Raw genomic sequence first — 15936 nt, forward strand, 5'->3', positions numbered from 1 at the left:
GAGTACCACCGGGCAGCCGGATACGATCCTCAAAACACCAGGTCACAGCCACTGAACGAGTTTCAACACGGTTACACGGATCAGACTCGCCGGCATCCGCCGCCGCAGGGTGGGGCACGGTGGTGGTGCGCCACCGTTCCGGCATTCAACCAATAACCCGGTGCCCCGCATCCGCAGTAGGATTCAGGTTCCACTACCTCCCCTTTCTCTACCCGACAGTCGCATCCCCCTCGGATAGCAGCACATCAGCTCGACGGCGCCTCGACTGTTGCCTCGTTCAGGTAGCAGTTCCTTGGCAGCGTCTGCGAGGACCGGCAAGCGATGTACGTTCCCGGCCGGCCGCGCGTCGAGTGCGAGCTGTGCCAGCGCGTACGCCTGTTGCCAGAGCCTGTCAAGCTCATCGACGATCCGCTCCCCACGCTCCGGATCGCCGGCGACGTTGACGGCAAGGGCGACCTCAACGAGCGCGTCATCACGTAACGACAAGTCCTCGATCGCTCGGGCTAGCTGTTCGGCCTGGTCAGGGCGAGAGTCGGCGAGCAGGTCGACGACAGCCTGAACACGCGGGTCTGACGTGGGACGGCCCACGCGTACGGCCCAGAGGCGGTGCGTGGCCTTGTCCGCCAAACCGGGTCAGGCCCAGGACGCAGCACACCAGATCGCCATAACGGCTGGACCGGCAGTTGTAGCAGCGCAGGCCACTACGCGAGATCCGCCTGTCCCGCTGCGCCTCGTCCGAAGCAACCGTCGAGCGGCCCACGTCGGCGCCTCCGACGCCGCCCCGTCGTAGGGTCGCCGTAGATGATCATGTGCTCCCAGTTTGCTCCCACCGTAAGGAGCAGAAAAGAAACGGCTCGTTACCGATGATCTGGTAACGAGCCGTTTGACCTGCTTACATAGCTGGTGGGCGATACTGGGTTTGAACCAGTGACCTCTTCCGTGTCAAGGAAGCGCGCTCCCACTGCGCCAATCGCCCTCGCTTGTAGCCGAGGTGGAGACGGGATTTGAACCCGTGTACACGGCTTTGCAGGCCGTTGCCTCGCCTCTCGGCCACTCCACCGAGGTAGCCCCCGACATGTGGCGGCATCTCCGAGCGGACGACGGGACTCGAACCCGCGACCCTCACCTTGGCAAGGTGATGCGCTACCAACTGCGCTACGTCCGCTTGTCTTCCGAAGTTTTCCGGTGACGGATGAGAACTTTAGCCGAGCCCGCGATCAGATGCCAACTCGGGGCCCCGGTCGGCGGCGTCAGGATCGCTGGCCACGCACGCCCTTCCCGACGTCCCAGTACCGGCCTGATCACGGCCCGGTCGGATCGGTGGATGGGCGCAGAGCTGTCTGCCGCTGGTTCCAGCAGATACTCGCGAGCCCTCCGCCACCGCCCCTACAGCATCCTAGGAACCTGGAATGAAGGACGGTCGGGGTAGTGGCGGAGGGACGGCGGAGGGGGCGGACGGGTTACTTCGCGGCGTGGAGGTCTGATCGTCTTCCTGGCCGGCGTGCTGCCGCTGGTCTTCCTCGCATACCGTCGAAGGCGACCAACGCCACCCCGGTCTCGACCGGGCCGGTGACTTGCCGGGCCGGTGACTTGCCGGGCCGGTGACTTGCCGGGCCGGTCGCTCCTCGTCGTCGTAGGTCACGGCGGCGTTGCGGTCCGGGGTGGCCAGGGCGGCAAGTTCGTCCCGCCCGATCCAGGCGACCGATCCCGCCGAGCCCTCCGGATCGGGGTCGGCCTCCGCCGCCGGAGGGATTCTGGCCACACCGTCTGGCAGAAGCGGACACTACTACGAGGTACCGAAGGTTACCGATCTCTTCCGGCCCGGTGGTTGACTCGCTTCAGTGTGACGAGTGAGGGGCGGACGTGCGGCTTCTGATGCGCTAGTGGACAGTCTGACCCGCTAGTAACTTATCCGACGTGTTGATAGCTTATTGTGCCGACCGGAATGGGCTAACGTAGCCGCGTGACGAGACGTGCGGCAGAGGTGCGGTTGGATGCGCTACTACGCACGGCCTGCGACGTGATCGCGACGCGTGGCCTGGCCAACACGCGTACGGCCGACGTGGCCCAGGCCGCCGGGGTGAGCCAGGCGCTGGTCTTCTACCACTTCGCCACGAAGGAGCGACTGGTCGCCCAGGCGTTCGCGTACGCCGCGGAGCAGGATCTGGCCCGACTCGAGACGGTGCTCCGCTCCCCCGCCACCCCACTGGTCAAGCTGAAGAAGCTGCTCCGCCTCTACGTCCCGCCGGGCCGGTCCCGGTCCTGGGCCATGTGGATCGACGGCTGGTCGGAGTCACTGCGCACGCCGGAGCTGGAGAAGGTGTCGCGGCGGTTCGACCTGCGCCGGCGGGAAGGGCTCGGCGAGGTGATCACGGCCGGGGTCGCGGCCGGGGTGTTCAACTGTGACGATCCGGCCGGAGCCGCCTGGCGGATCAACGGCCTGATCGACGGGCTGGCCGTGCAGATGGCGGTGCACTACCGGGTGATACCGCGCCGTCAGCTCACCGAGTGGGTGCGGCTCTCGGTCGCCCGCGAACTCGGACTGCTCGCCGACCAACTGGACTGATCGTGCGGCTGACCGGGTCGGTCGGCACACCCGACGAACCGCTGCCGTCGACCGGCTCGGCCCTCGTTCGGTTCGGTCTCCCTTCGGTGCGGCCGACGCTCGGCTCGGTCTCCGTGCACCTGGCTGACCGCGCTCGACTCGGGCCGCTTCCCGGGCGGGCGGCGGGGTGGCCGGGCAGAATCGGGCCATGGAACTGCTGACGACGTACCGGCGCACGGTGGCCGGGTTCGCCGACCTGGTCGGCCGGGTCGGTGCCGACCGGTGGTCCGGGGCGACGCCCTGCGCCGACTGGGACGTCCGGACCCTGGTGAACCACGTGGTCGGCGAGGAGTGCTGGTCGGTGCCGCTCTTCGACGGCGCCTCGCTGGCCGAGGTCGGCGACCGGTTCTCCGGTGACCTGCTGGGCGCCGATCCCGCCGCCTCGGCCCGGGACGCGGCCGACCAGGCGTGCCGGGCCGTCGCCGACCCCGCCGTCCTGGACCGGACGGTCGAGTTGTCGGCCGGGCCGACGCCGGGCCGGGAGTACCTGCACCAGTTGCTGGCCGAACACCTGGTGCACGGCTGGGATCTGGCGGTGGCGATCGGCGTCGAACCCCGGCTCGATCCGGCCGGCGTCGAGGAGTGTGCCCGCTGGTTCGCCCGGCACACGTCGCTGTACCGGGACAGTGGGCTGACCGACCCGGCCGTACCGGTTCGGCCGGAGGCGGGCCAGCAGGACCGGCTCGTCGCCGGGTTCGGCCGGGATCCGGGGTGGCGTCCCGACTCGTGAGGCCGCGCTCTCGAATTCTCGATCGACCCTCTGAATCGATTCATCCACGTGCCGCCATTCCGCCGGTCGGCCCGGCGTCCGCTCCGGTCGACAGAGCCTCCGTTGACAGGCCCCGCCAGTCGACGGTACCTTCGTGCGGTTTGTTGAATGGTTTCATCACCGCCCGCCACCGGGGCGTGTACACACCCCGGCGCGGGTGTGGGCGCCAGGAGCCGATGGGAAAGTCGACCATGACAACTGGGACCCTGCGCAGGCCACCGCCCCGGCCTGCCGCACCGGGCGGTGCCGGCAGCGGAGCACGGCCCCGATACCGGCGCAACCGGCCCGGGATCGCGTACCTCTTCCTCTCCCCCTGGGTGGTCGGGGCGCTGCTGCTGACCGTCGGCCCCATGCTCGCCTCGCTCTACCTGTCCTTCACCGACTACGACCTCTTCACCTCCCCGCAGTGGGTCGGCCTGGAGAACTACCAGCGGCTCTTCGCCGACGACGCGCGGTTCCTCGCCTCGGCCAAGGTCACCGCGATGTACGTGCTGATCTCCGTACCGTTGAAGTTGGCCGCCGCCCTCGCGGTGGCGATGCTGCTCAATCGCAAGCGGCGCGGGCAGGGGTTCTACCGGTCGGCCTTCTACGCCCCCTCGCTGCTCGGCACCGGGGTGGCAATCGCGCTGGTCTGGCGGGCGATGTTCACCGACGCCGGTGTGGTCGACTCGGTCACCGGCACCTTCGGCTGGGACACCGGCGGCTGGATCAACGAACCCGACTACGCCCTCTACGTGCTGATCATCCTGGCCGTCTGGCAGTTCGGCGCGCCAATGGTGATCTTCCTGGCCGGTCTCAAGCAGATTCCGACCGAGCTGTACGACGCCGCCGCGGTGGACGGCTCCGGCACCTGGCGCACGTTCCGGTCGGTGACGCTGCCGATGCTCTCCCCGATCATCCTGTTCAACCTGGTGCTGGAGACGATCCACGCGTTCCAGGCGTTCACCCCGGCGTTCATCGTCAGCGGTGGCCGGGGCGGACCGAGCAACTCGACCCTGTTCTACACGCTCTACCTCTACGAACGCGGGTTCTCGCAGTTCCGGATGGGTTACGCCTCGGCGATGGCCTGGATCCTGCTGCTCGTCATCGCGATCATCACGGCACTGTTCTTCGGCACCTCGCGTCGCTGGGTGTTCTATTCCGGGGAGGACCGGTGAGCACTCTCTCCGACGGCCTGCCGACCCGTACTCCGGCGGCTCGGCGGCCGGGTGCGGCCGGGGCCCGGCTGCGTACGGTCGGCTGGCACGCGCTGATCATCGCCGTACTGGCCCTGCTGCTGTATCCGGTGGCGTGGCTGCTGGCCACCTCGATCAAGCCGACCGACGAGATCCTCTCCAGCCTGAGCCTGCTGCCGAGCCGGCTGGCCCCGGAGAACTACACCGCCGCGCTGGACGGGATCGCCGGGATCGGCGTCTGGCAGTTCTTCGCCAACTCGGTGATCGTGGCGGTCGGCGCGGTGATCGGCAACCTGGTCTCCTGCGCGCTGGCCGCGTACGCCTTCGCCCGACTGCGGTTCAGGCTCCGCGGCCCACTGTTCGCGTTCACCCTGCTGACCATCATGCTGCCGTACCACGTGGTACTGATCCCGCAGTACACGATCTTCCAGAAGCTGGACCTGGTCGGCACCTTCGTGCCGCTGATCCTGCCCAAGCTGCTCGCCACGGACGCGTTCTTCGTCTTCCTGATGGTGCAGTTCATCCGGGGCCTGCCCCGGGAACTCGACGACGCGGCCGAGATCGACGGCTGCGGCCCGGTGCTCACCTTCCGGTACGTGATCCTGCCGCTGCTCAAGCCGGCCCTGGTCACCACCGCCATCTTCACCTTCATCTGGACGTGGAACGACTTTTTCAGCCAGCTCGTGTACCTCAACGACCCGGAGACGTACACGCTGCCGCTGGCGCTGCGACTCTTCATCGACCAGACCAGCGAGTCGGCATTCGGGCCGATGTTCGCGATGTCGGTGCTGAGCATCGTCCCGGTGCTGCTCTTCTTCCTGGCTTTCCAGCGCTATCTGGTCGAGGGGATCGCCACCTCCGGGCTGAAGGGCTGACACGCTGACGGGCCGACAGGCTGGAGGGCTGGAGGGCTCACGGGCTGGCGGTCGGCTCGGTGGCCGGCGTGCGGCGCCGACGGGCTGACGATCGGGTCCGCCGGGTGCGGCCGGGGCGCCCGGTCGGGTCCGCCGAGCGGGGCTGGGGCCGGTCAGGAGACCAGGGCCGGCCTCAGCGCCTCGACCTCGTCGCGGGTCAGTTCGCCGTCCGCGACCACGATCCGGTGCCGGCGCCGCACCGCGGTGCCGGCCGGGACCGGCAGGGTCCGGTCGAAGGCGAGCGCGACGCAGACCCCGGGGTAGATCCCGGTCCGCACGAACCAGTGGTCGCCGTCGGCCAGGCCGGCGAAGACCAACGTGTACGGCCGGCCGCCGGCCGCCGCGCCGACCATCGCCAGCCAGGGCTCGGTGCTGCCGTTGACCCGCTGCTCTCCCTCGGCGCCCGCCGTGAAGGCCCGGTTGGGCCCCGGGGCGACCCGCCAGAAGAAGCCGCCGTACCCGGCGCCGTCCGGCCGGCCGTTGGTGGCCGGGCTGCCGAGCAGGATGTCCCGGTCGGCCGGTGCGGTCAGGGTGTAGCCGAAGTCGAGCAGCCAGGCGTCGGCGCGGGTGGCGAGCTCGGCGGCGGCGACCCGCCGCTCCTCGCTCAGCAGGGTCGCGCCGGCCGGATCCAGCCAGCGCAGCCGCTGGGCGAAACCACCGTCACCCGGGCCACCGCCGGACGGGCCACCGTCACCCGGGCCACCGTCACCCGGGCGATCGCCGGACGGGGCGGCTCCGGACGGGGCGGCGCTCGGTGCCGGTCCGTCGGCCAACCAGGCGTCGTGCACGATGCGGCCGTGGTCGTCCAGCCAGGTGTAGCCGGCGTCCCGGACGTAGGTCCGGCCGCCCCAGAGGTTGGTGCCCGAGACGTCCTGCATCGCTACGGAGACTCCGAGGTGCCAGCGGTGGTCCTCGGGCAGTGTGTCGGTCACCACGACCCCGGCGAGGGTACGCACCGGATGCAGGTATGGCCGGGGCCCCCAGCGCGGGTCGACGTTCGGGTCGTCGAGGATGTACTCCGCCACGGTCTCGCCGCGCACCTGCAGCCGTACCCCGGTCAGGTCCTCGCCCATGCTCGCCGTCCTCGGTCCCTCGCTCGAATGGGTGGGTGGGTGCCGGTCGGTGACACCGCATGGGAAAGCGCTTCCCCTGCCGGACAGGGTACCGAGGGTGGCGCCGTGCGGGAACCACGGCGCCGGGCCACGGCGCCGATCGGCGACCGCCACGCGCCGCTGACGGAGAATGGCTCGGTGTTACGGTGCACGGTGCCCCCGGACCGACGGCGGCCAGGCGGTCCGGACCACGCCCAGCTGGGCGAGGCCGGCCACCCGACCGGCGAGGTGCCCCCGGGGCCGTGCGCCGGAGGGCTACTGTCGCCTCGCGCGGTCGACGGGCCGGTGCGCCGGATTCAGGGTCCGGCACGCTGCCGGGTCGCATCGCCGGATAATCTTGACACGTTTCAGCCCGACGATCGGGGCTGCGGGAGGAGACGGTGGTGCCGGGACCAGCGGTGAGCATCCGCGACGTGGCCAGCCAGGCGGGAGTGTCGGTCGGCACGGTCTCCAACGTGCTCAACCGGCCGGACATCGTCGCGGCGTCAACCCGTAACCGGGTACTCGCCGCGATCAACGAGCTGGGTTTCGTGCCCAACGACGCCGCCCGCCAGTTGCGCCGGGGCCGGGGCCGCACCCTCGGCCTGGTGGTGCTGGACGTGGCGAACCCGTTCTTCACCGACGTCGCCAAGGGGGTCGAGGACGCCACCGGCGCGGCCGGGATGGCGGTGATCTTCTGCAACAGCGACGGCGACCCGGCCAAGGAGAGCAGATACCTGGACCTGCTGGAGGAGCAGCGGGTCCAGGGAGTGCTGATCACCCCGGTCGACGACGCCAACGAACGGCTGGTCCGGCTCCGGGACCGGGGCGTACTCGTGGTCCTGCTGGACCGGCGCTCGACCCGGCCGGACGTCTGCTCGGTCGCCGTCGACGACCGACTCGGCGGCGAGTTGGCCATGCGGCACCTGGTGGAGGCCGGCCACCGGCGGATCGCCTTCGTCGGCGGCCCGTGGCGACTGGAACAGGTGCGGGATCGCTACCACGGTGCCGTGCACGCGCTGGACGAGGCCGGGCTCGCCGAGGAGACCCTGCGCCGGTTCGAGACACCGAGCCCGACCGTGGCGGCCGGCCGGGACGCCGCGTCGCGGATCCTCGGGCAGCCGAGGTCCGCCCGGGCCACCGCGGTCTTCTGCGCCAACGACCTGCTGGCGCTCGGGGTACTCCAGGAACTCACCCGGCAGCAGGTGCGGGTGCCGGAGGACATCGCGCTGGTCGGCTACGACGACATCGACTTCGCCGCCGCGGCGGCGGTGCCGCTCTCCTCGGTACGCCAGCCACGGCAGCGGCTCGGCCAGACGGCGGCACAGTTGATGCTGGACGAGGCGAACGACCCGGAGAACCACCGGCACCAACAGGTGATCTTCGAACCCGAGCTGGTGGTCCGGGAGTCCAGCCAGTACGCCCGTACCCCGGGCTGACGCGTACTCCCGGACCGACGCGCACGCCGAGCTGACCTGCGGGCCCGGCCCCGGCGGCCGTCGGCGGACCGGCCCGGTTTCTTGACAGTTCAGTGACGGCGCTCGTATGTTGGGTGCGACGTGTTGAAACGGTTCATTCATTGGGAGGCCGCCGATGCGGCGAGTCTGCTTCGTCCTCCGGGTCCGGCCCGACCGGCTGGCCGAATACCGCGAACGACACGCGGCGGTCTGGCCGGAGATGCTCCGGGCGCTGCGCGCCGCCGGCTGGCACGACTACTCACTCTTCCTGCACGACGACGGGCTGCTGGTCGGGCACTTCCGCACCGAGGACCTGGCCGCGTCGCTCGCCGCGATGGAGGCCACCGACGTCAACGCCCGGTGGCAGGCCGAGATGGCCCCCTTCTTCGTCGGACTCGACGGCCGCCGCCCCGACGAGGGGTTCGTCGTCCTCGACGAGATCTTCCACCTGGACGCGCAACTCGCCGCGCTGGGCAACACCGCGCTCGACACAACGGAGGCCTGACATGACCGAGACCGACGTCCGGGCGGCGCTGCGGGCGCAGCGGATCGAGGTGCCCTCCTGGGCGTACGGCAACTCGGGCACCCGGTTCAAGGTGTTCACCCAGCCGGGGGTGCCGCGCAACCCGGAGGAGAAGATCGCCGACGCGGCACAGGTGCACGCGTACACCGGAGTCGCCCCGGTGGTCTCGCTGCACATCCCCTGGGACCGGGTCGACGACTTCGGCAAGCTCGCCTCGTACGCGGCCGAGCAGGGGGTGCGGATCGGCACCATCAACACCAACGTCTTCCAGGACGACGACTACCGGCTGGGCAGCGTCACCAACCCCGACCCGCGGATCCGGCGCAAGGCCCTGGGCCACCTGCTGGAGTGCGTCGACATCATGGACGTCACCGGCTCGCGGGACCTGAAGCTGTGGTTCTCCGACGGCACCAACTACCCGGGCCAGGACGACATCCGGGCCCGGCAGGACCGGCTCGCCGAGGCGCTGCACGCCACCTACTCCCGGCTCGGGCCGGACCAGCGGATGCTGCTGGAGTACAAGCTCTTCGAGCCGGCCTTCTACCTGACCGACGTGCCGGACTGGGGCACCGCGTACGCGCACTGCCTGAAGCTGGGTGAGCGGGCGCAGGTGGTGATCGACACCGGCCACCACGCCCCGGGCACCAACATCGAGTTCATCGTCGCCTTCCTGTTGCGCGAGGGAAAGCTCGGCGCCTTCGACTTCAACTCCCGGTTCTACGCCGACGACGACCTGATGGTCGGCGCCGCCGACCCGTTCCAGCTTTTCCGGATCATGCACGAGATCGTCCGGGCCGACGCGCTGCGGGCCTCCTCCGGGGTGAACTTCATGCTCGACCAGTGCCACAACATCGAGCCGAAGATCCCGGCGCAGATCCGTTCGGTGATGAACGTCCAGGAGGCGACCGCCAAGGCACTGCTGGTCGACGCCGACGCGTTGGCCGCCGCGCAGACCGCCGGGGACGTGCTCGGCGCCAACGGGGTGCTGATGGACGCCTACAACACCGACGTACGACCGCTGCTGGCGAGCGTACGCGAGGAGATGGGCCTCGATCCGGACCCGATGGCCGCGTACGCCCGCTCCGGGTACGCAGCGCGGATCGCCGCCGAGCGGGTCGGCGGGCAGCAGGCCGGCTGGGGGGCGTGACCATGGGCACCGGACCGACCAATCCGGAGGTCGCCGCGCTGCTCGGCCGGGGACACCGGCTCGGCGCCGACCGGCGCAACACCAACTACGGCGGCGGTAACACCTCGGTCAAGGCGACCGGCACCGACCCGGTCACCGGCGGCCCGACCGAACTGCTCTGGGTCAAGGGCTCCGGCGGGGACATCGGTACCTTGACCGAGGCCGGGCTGGCGGTGCTCCGGCTGGACCGGCTGCGGTCCCTGGTCGATGTCTACCCGGGGGTGGACCGCGAGGACGAGATGGTCGCCGCCTTCGACCACTGCCTGCACGGCCGGGGCGGTGCGGCACCGTCGATCGACACCGCGATGCACGGCCTGGTCGACGCCGCGCATGTCGACCATCTGCACCCGGACGCCGGGATCGCGCTGGCCACCGCCGCCGACGGCCCCGAGCTGACCCGCCGCTGCTTCGGCGACCGGGTGCTCTGGGTGCCGTGGCGCCGGCCCGGCTTCCAGCTCGGCCTGGACATCGCCGCGATAGCCCGGGACAACCCACAGGCGATCGGCGTGATCCTCGGCGGGCACGGGATCACCGCATGGGGCGCCACCAGCGCCGAGTGCGAGGCCCGATCGCTGGAGATCATCGAGACCGCGACCCGGTTCCTGGCCGAGCACGGCCGGCCGGAGCCGTTCGGCGCGGTGATCGGTGAGTACGCCGCGCTGCCGGTCCACCGACGCCGGGAGCGGGCCGCCGCACTGGCCCCGACGCTGCGCGGGCTGGCCAGCACCGACAGCCGGCAGCAGGGGCGGTTCCAGGTCGGACACTTCACCGACGACGAGGCCGTGCTGGACTTCCTCTCCCGCACCGAGCACCCGAGGCTGGCCGCGCTCGGCACCTCCTGCCCGGACCACTTCCTGCGGACCAAGGTCCGGCCGCTGGTGCTGGACCTGCCGCCGGACGCGCCGCTGCCGGAGGTGGTGGCGCGGCTGCGGGAGCTGCACGAGACGTACCGGAAGGACTACCGGGCCTACTACGAGCGCTACGCCGGCCCGGACTCGCCGCCGATCCGCGGCGCCGACCCGGCGATCGTGCTGGTGCCCGGGATCGGGATGTTCAGCTTCGGCCGGGACCGGCAGACCGCCCGGGTCGCCGCCGAGTACTACCTCAACGCGATCAACGTGATGCGCGGTGCGGAGGCGGTCTCCCGGTACGCCCCGATCGACGAGGCGGAGAAGTTCCGGATCGAGTACTGGCAACTCGAACAGGCGAAGCTGCGCCGGATGCCGAAGCCGAAGACCCTGGCCGGCCGGGTAGCGCTGGTCACCGGCGGCGGCTCCGGGATCGGCGCGGCGATCGCCCGGCGGCTGGCCGCCGAGGGCGCCTGCGTGGTGGTCGCCGACCGCAACGCCGAGGGTGCGGCGGAGGTGGCCGGGGAGATCGGCGGCACCGACCGGGCGGTCGCGGTGCCGGTGGACGTGACGGACGCGTCCGGGATCGAGGCGGCGTTCGCCGAGGCCGCGCTCGCCTTCGGCGGGGTCGACCTGGTGGTCAACAACGCCGGGCTCTCCATCTCGAAGTCGCTGCTGGCCACGACCGAGGCGGACTGGGACGTGCAGCACGACGTGATGGCCAAGGGCTCCTTCCTGGTCTCCCGGGCCGCCGCCCGGCTGATGCTCGACCAGGGCCTCGGCGGGGACATCGTCTACGTCTCCAGCAAGAACTCCGTCTTCGCCGGGCCGAACAACATCGCGTACAGCGCGGCAAAGGCGGACCAGGCACACCAGGTACGCCTGCTCGCCGCCGAGTTGGGCGAGCACGGCATCCGGGTCAACGGGGTCAACCCGGACGGTGTGGTACGCGGCTCCGGGATCTTCGCCAGCGGCTGGGGCGCCCAGCGCGCCGCCGTGTACGGGGTACCGGAGGAGGAGCTGGGCGCGTACTACGCCCGGCGCACCCTGCTGAAGCGGGAGGTGCTGCCGGAGCACGTCGCGAACGCGGTCTTCGCGCTGACCGGCGGCGAGCTGTCGCACACCACCGGACTGCACGTACCGGTCGACTCCGGCGTGGCCGCGGCGTTCCTGCGATGAGCGCGGCCGTTCCTGCGATCAGTATGGCCGTTCCTGCGACGAGCGCGGCCGTTCCTGCGACGAGCGCGGCGTTGCTTCGATGAGCGGCTCGACCGCCGTGGCCGCCGTCGACCTCGGCGCCGCCAGCGGCCGGGTGATGCTGGCCGAGGTCGGCGCCGACGGGGTGGCACTGACCGAGGTGCACCGGTTCGACAACGGGCCGGTCCGGCTGCTCGACACGCTGCACTGGGACGTTCCTCGGCTCTACGCCGAGACACTGGCCGGGCTGCGGGCCGCGCTGCGCCGCCGGCCGGACCTGGCCAGCGTCGGTATCGACTCGTGGGCGGTGGACTACGGCCTGCTGGACGCCACCGGCGCGCTGGTCGGCAACCCGGTGCACTATCGGGACCGGCGTACCGACGGGGTGCCGGAGCGGGTGGTCGCGGCGCTCGGCGCCGACTACCTCTACCGGACGACCGGGCTGCAACTGCTGCCGTTCAACACGCTGTTCCAGCTCACCGCCGAACTCGGCACCCCGGCCCTGGACCGGGCGCAGACGCTGCTGCTCATCCCGGATCTGCTCGGCTACTGGCTGACCGGGGTGGCCGGGAGCGAGGTGACCAACGCCTCGACGACCCAGCTGCTGGATGTGCGTACCCGGCGGTGGTCGACCGAGCTGATCGCCCGGGCCGGGCTGCCGGCCCGGCTGTTCGGCCCACTACGCCAGCCCGGCGACCCGGTCGGCGAGCTGCGGCCGGAGGTGCGGGAGGCGGTCGGTACCGAGCGGCCGGTGCCGGTGACCGCGGTCGGCTCGCACGACACCGCGTCGGCGGTGGCGGCGGTACCGGCCGAGCACGACCGGTTCGGCTACATCTCCTGCGGCACCTGGTCGCTGGTCGGGGTCGAGCTGCCGGCGCCGGTGCTCTCCGAGGCGAGCCGGGCGGCCAACTTCACCAACGAGGCCGGGGTGGACGGGACCGTCCGCTACCTGCGCAACGTGATGGGGCTCTGGCTGCTCCAGGAATCGCTGCGGGTGTGGCGGTCCCGAGGTGCCGTCGGCGACCTGACCGAGCTGCTCGCCGCCGCGGCCCGGCAGCCCTCGCTGGCCGCCGTGGTCGACCCGGACGACCCGGAGTTCCTGCCGCCGGGTGACATGCCGGCCCGGATCGCCCGGGCGTGTGCCCGGCACGGCGAGCCGGTACCGGACGGGCCGGCGGCGACCACCCGGTGCATCCTGGACAGTCTCGCCCTGGCCCACCGGGTCGCGGTACGCCAGGCGCAGCGACTCTCGGGCCGGGACGTGGACGTGCTGCACGTGGTCGGTGGCGGGGCCCGCAACGAGCTGCTCTGCCAGCTCACCGCCGATGCCTGCGGACTGCCGGTGGTCGCCGGGCCGGTGGAGGCGACCGCGCTGGGCAACGCGCTGGTGCAGGCGCGGGCGCTCGGCGTACTGGACGGCGGGCCGGCGGAACTGCGCGGGCTGCTGCGGCGTGCCGGGTCGACCCGGACGTACCGGCCCCGGACCGGCGGCGAGGCCGCCTGGCGGGCGGCGGCGGCCCGGGCCGGCCTCGCCGACGGATAGCCGCGGTCCCGCCCAGGCCGGGCCGACGGACAGCCGGTCCCGGCCGCGCCGACGACGGCCGGCCGGGGCCCCGCCCCGGCCGGCATCACCGGCGAGTCGCGGGTCACCGGCGCCGAGGTGAGCCACGCTCGGAACTGGCAAAAGACATCTATCAGCGCACTTATCTGTTAAGAAGGGACGAACTGGACAGATAACCGCCGGAGGTTGACAGATGGTGACGCAGTCGCGGCCGCGATCCCGGACGGACGGCCTCGGACGGGCCGACAGCCGGGCGGACCTCACCGGGCTACGCGCCATCGCCATCGGATCGCTGCTGCTCGGTGCCGCCGGTACCGGCCTCGTCCCCGGCGGCTTCGTCGGTGTCGACGTCTTCCTGGTGATCTCCGGTTTCCTCGTCACCGGCGCCCTGCTACGGACCTGGCGGCGGACCGGCCGGATCGACCTGACCGGATTCTTCGCCCGGCGGGTCCGCCGGGCGTTGCCGGCCGGCGCGCTGGTGGTCGCCGCGTCGCTGCCGCTGGCGGTGGCCCTCCTGCCCCGTGACCGCTGGTCCGCGACCGGATGGGACGTGCTGGCCGGTGCCGGGCAGGTGCTGAACTGGCGGCTCGCCGCGCAGGACGCCCAGGCGGTCGTCCCGGATGCCGACGCCAGCCTGCTGGCCCCGCTCTGGGCAGTCGGGGTCGGCGCGCAGTTCATGCTGGTCTGGCCGCTGCTGGCGGCCGGTATCGCGGCCTGGACGGTACGCCGGTGGAGCCGGCGCGGCACCGGCCGGTTGGCACTGACCGGCCCGCTGCTGGGCACCATCGGTCTGCTCGCGGTCGGCTCGTTCGGCTGGTCGGTCTGGTACACCGCAGCCGAACCGGGAGGCGCCTTCCTGGTCACCACCACCCGGTTCTGGGAGCCGGCTCTCGGTGCCGGGCTCGCCCTGCTCGGGGCGCGGCTGGCCGGGCTGCCCCGGCGCCTCGGTACCCTGCTCGGCTGGGCGGGACTGGCCGCCGTCGCGCTCGCCGTGCTCACCCTGCGGCCCGGTCCGGCGTTTCCCGGACCGCTGGCCCTGCTGCCCGCGCTCGGTACGGCCGCGATCATCGCCGGCGGCGCGATCGCCCGGCCGGCCGACGCCACGGGTACGGCGACGGGACCCGGAGGGGTGTACCGGGCACTGGGCGCACGGCCGTTGCGGGCGCTGGGGTCGGTCAGCTATCCGCTCCACCTCTGGCACTGGCCGCTACTGGTCGCCGCGCACGCCCGGTTCGGCGACCTCCCGCCGACGGCCTACCTCGGCGTACTCGGCGGGGCCGTGATCCTCGCCGTGCTCACCCACCGGTACGTCGAGATGCCGGCCCGAACCGGTGCCCTGGACGGATGGTCACCGGGGCAGGTACTCCGGGTCGGCGCCCTGCTCCCCGCCGCCGGAGTGCTCGCCGGGCTGCTCTTCCAGCTCAGCGTCTGGCCGCCCGAGCAGCCGACCCCGCGGCCCGCCGCCGCGCCGGTGTCGTCGCTGGTCAGCCCGACGTCCCCGCCGGCACCGGGCGCCGCCGCGCTGGGCCGGTCGCCCCGCACCAGCCGGGCCGGCGTTCCGGTCGACCGGGTCCGGTCGATCATCCCGAAGCCGGCCGACGCCCCGAACGACCTGCCCGACGTCTACCGGCACCGCTGCTTCCCGCCTGCGGCCAGCGGCGAGGTCCGCTCCTGCGTGTACGGCGACCGGGATGCCGAGTTCACCGTCGCGCTGGCCGGCGACCGGCACGCCGCGAGCTGGGTACCGGCGCTCCAGGCGGTCGCGGTGGAGAAGCGCTGGCGGTTGGTCACCTACCTGAACCCCGGCTGCCCGTTCCTCCGCCTGGCGGTGCTGACCGGACGGATCCGGGACGCCTGCGCCGAGTGGTACCGCGACGTCCACGCCGCGCTCACCGGCCCGGAGCGGCCCAGGCTGCTGCTGACCACCGGTGCCCGGTACCAGCCGATGGCCGGCGACCGGGCCCTGACCGGCAGGTCGGCCCAGGACGCGCTGGTCGACGGCATGCGCCGAACCTGGTCGGACCTGGTCTCGGCCGGGGTGCCCACGGTGGTGCTCCGGGACACCCCGATCCTCGCCGCCGACAGCCCGAAATGCGTGGCGGCAAACCCCGATCGGCTGACCCGGTGCACGACCGACCGACGGGTCGCGCTGGCGGCCAGCGCCGGAGCCGCCCAGCTCGCGGCGCTGAAGGACCTTGACCAGGTCGACCGGATCGACCTGACCACGGCGATCTGTCCCGCCCGGCGCTGCGCCCCGGTCATCGGCGGAGTGCTGGTCTACCGGGACAACCAGCACCTCACCGCCACCTACGCCGCCACGCTCGCCCCACGGCTGCGCAGCGCGCTGGACCGGATCCTCGCGCCGGCCGCCCCCTGAGGCACTGCTCGGCGACGCCGCGCACGTCGAAGTCGGTCCACTCTCACCCGACCTCGGAATCCGGACCGTGCGGCATGTCCGGGTGTTTTGTCGCGCCTTGACCGTCCAACCATCGCGCAATAGCCTGCACCCGTCGATCTCTGGGGCACCGGGCCTCGGATCGTCAAAGTACGGGGGAGAGCATGCGATTCGGTAGACGTCTGTCTGTTGTGGGCGCGGCCGTCCTCGGGCTA

12 protein-coding genes and 3 tRNA genes are annotated in these 15936 nt (G+C 71.9%); 11 read left to right on the plus strand and 4 right to left on the minus strand.

What is annotated here, in order from left to right:
• Positions 1-321 precede the first annotated feature (321 nt).
• Complete coding sequence (locus EV371_RS33535) at positions 322-480, plus strand: hypothetical protein (protein ID WP_165436825.1); 159 nt, start codon at positions 322-324, stop codon at positions 478-480.
• 421 nt (positions 481-901) lie between these two features.
• Here EV371_RS33535 and EV371_RS24065 read toward each other — a convergent pair.
• From EV371_RS24065 to EV371_RS24075, 3 genes are all read right to left on the minus strand, one after another.
• Positions 902-976, minus strand: a tRNA-Val gene (locus EV371_RS24065).
• Between the two features lie 13 nt (positions 977-989).
• A tRNA-Cys gene (locus tag EV371_RS24070) sits at positions 990-1060 on the minus strand.
• Between the two features lie 32 nt (positions 1061-1092).
• Positions 1093-1165: transfer RNA gene (locus EV371_RS24075), tRNA-Gly, on the minus strand.
• A gap of 798 nt (positions 1166-1963) precedes the next feature.
• Between EV371_RS24075 and EV371_RS24080 the strand changes: the two genes are divergently transcribed.
• The 4 genes from EV371_RS24080 (at position 1964) to EV371_RS24095 (ending at position 5424) form a co-directional block, all read left to right on the plus strand.
• Positions 1964-2566: a TetR family transcriptional regulator C-terminal domain-containing protein gene (locus EV371_RS24080; protein WP_130464061.1), complete on the plus strand. Its 603-nt coding sequence runs from the start codon at positions 1964-1966 to the stop codon at positions 2564-2566.
• Positions 2567-2753: 187 nt separating this feature from the next.
• Positions 2754-3335 (plus strand): TIGR03086 family metal-binding protein, encoded by a 582-nt coding sequence (locus EV371_RS24085; protein WP_130464062.1) that lies wholly within the window; start codon positions 2754-2756, stop codon positions 3333-3335.
• Positions 3336-3565: 230 nt separating this feature from the next.
• Positions 3566-4531 carry an ABC transporter permease subunit gene (locus EV371_RS24090; protein ID WP_130464063.1) on the plus strand — a complete coding sequence of 322 codons (966 nt, stop codon included), beginning with the start codon at positions 3566-3568 and terminating at the stop codon, positions 4529-4531.
• Positions 4528-5424 (plus strand): carbohydrate ABC transporter permease, encoded by an 897-nt coding sequence (locus tag EV371_RS24095; RefSeq protein WP_486484768.1) that lies wholly within the window; start codon positions 4528-4530, stop codon positions 5422-5424. The genes EV371_RS24090 and EV371_RS24095 overlap by 4 nt, the downstream gene beginning before the upstream one ends.
• A gap of 152 nt (positions 5425-5576) precedes the next feature.
• Here the strand turns inward: EV371_RS24095 and EV371_RS24100 are convergent, their stop codons facing one another.
• Positions 5577-6536, minus strand: a complete 960-nt coding sequence (locus EV371_RS24100) for a DUF6807 domain-containing protein (RefSeq protein ID WP_130464064.1) — start codon at positions 6534-6536, stop codon at positions 5577-5579.
• Positions 6537-6958: 422 nt separating this feature from the next.
• Here EV371_RS24100 and EV371_RS24105 point away from each other — a divergent pair, with 422 nt between their 5' ends.
• From EV371_RS24105 to EV371_RS24130, 6 genes are all read left to right on the plus strand, one after another.
• On the plus strand, positions 6959-7993 hold the full coding sequence (locus EV371_RS24105) for a substrate-binding domain-containing protein (protein ID WP_207230595.1): 1035 nt from the start codon (positions 6959-6961) through the stop codon (positions 7991-7993).
• 154 nt (positions 7994-8147) lie between these two features.
• The gene (locus EV371_RS24110; RefSeq protein ID WP_130464065.1) at positions 8148-8516 is read left to right on the plus strand and encodes an L-rhamnose mutarotase; all 369 of its coding nucleotides are present in this window, start codon (positions 8148-8150) and stop codon (positions 8514-8516) included.
• A 1-nt stretch (position 8517) separates the two neighbouring features.
• Positions 8518-9681 carry an L-rhamnose isomerase gene (rhaI, locus tag EV371_RS24115; RefSeq protein ID WP_130464066.1) on the plus strand — a complete coding sequence of 388 codons (1164 nt, stop codon included), beginning with the start codon at positions 8518-8520 and terminating at the stop codon, positions 9679-9681.
• Positions 9682-9683: 2 nt separating this feature from the next.
• Positions 9684-11747, plus strand: a complete 2064-nt coding sequence (locus EV371_RS24120; RefSeq protein ID WP_130464067.1) for a bifunctional aldolase/short-chain dehydrogenase — start codon at positions 9684-9686, stop codon at positions 11745-11747.
• Between the two features lie 79 nt (positions 11748-11826).
• Entirely contained in the window at positions 11827-13308 is a 1482-nt protein-coding gene (locus tag EV371_RS24125; protein ID WP_130464068.1) for a rhamnulokinase, read from the plus strand.
• A gap of 211 nt (positions 13309-13519) precedes the next feature.
• Positions 13520-15703 carry an SGNH hydrolase domain-containing protein gene (locus EV371_RS24130; protein ID WP_130464069.1) on the plus strand — a complete coding sequence of 728 codons (2184 nt, stop codon included), beginning with the start codon at positions 13520-13522 and terminating at the stop codon, positions 15701-15703.
• The last annotated feature ends 233 nt before the right edge of the window (positions 15704-15936 follow it).

The sequence above is a fragment of the Plantactinospora sp. CNZ321 genome, from assembly GCF_004217235.1.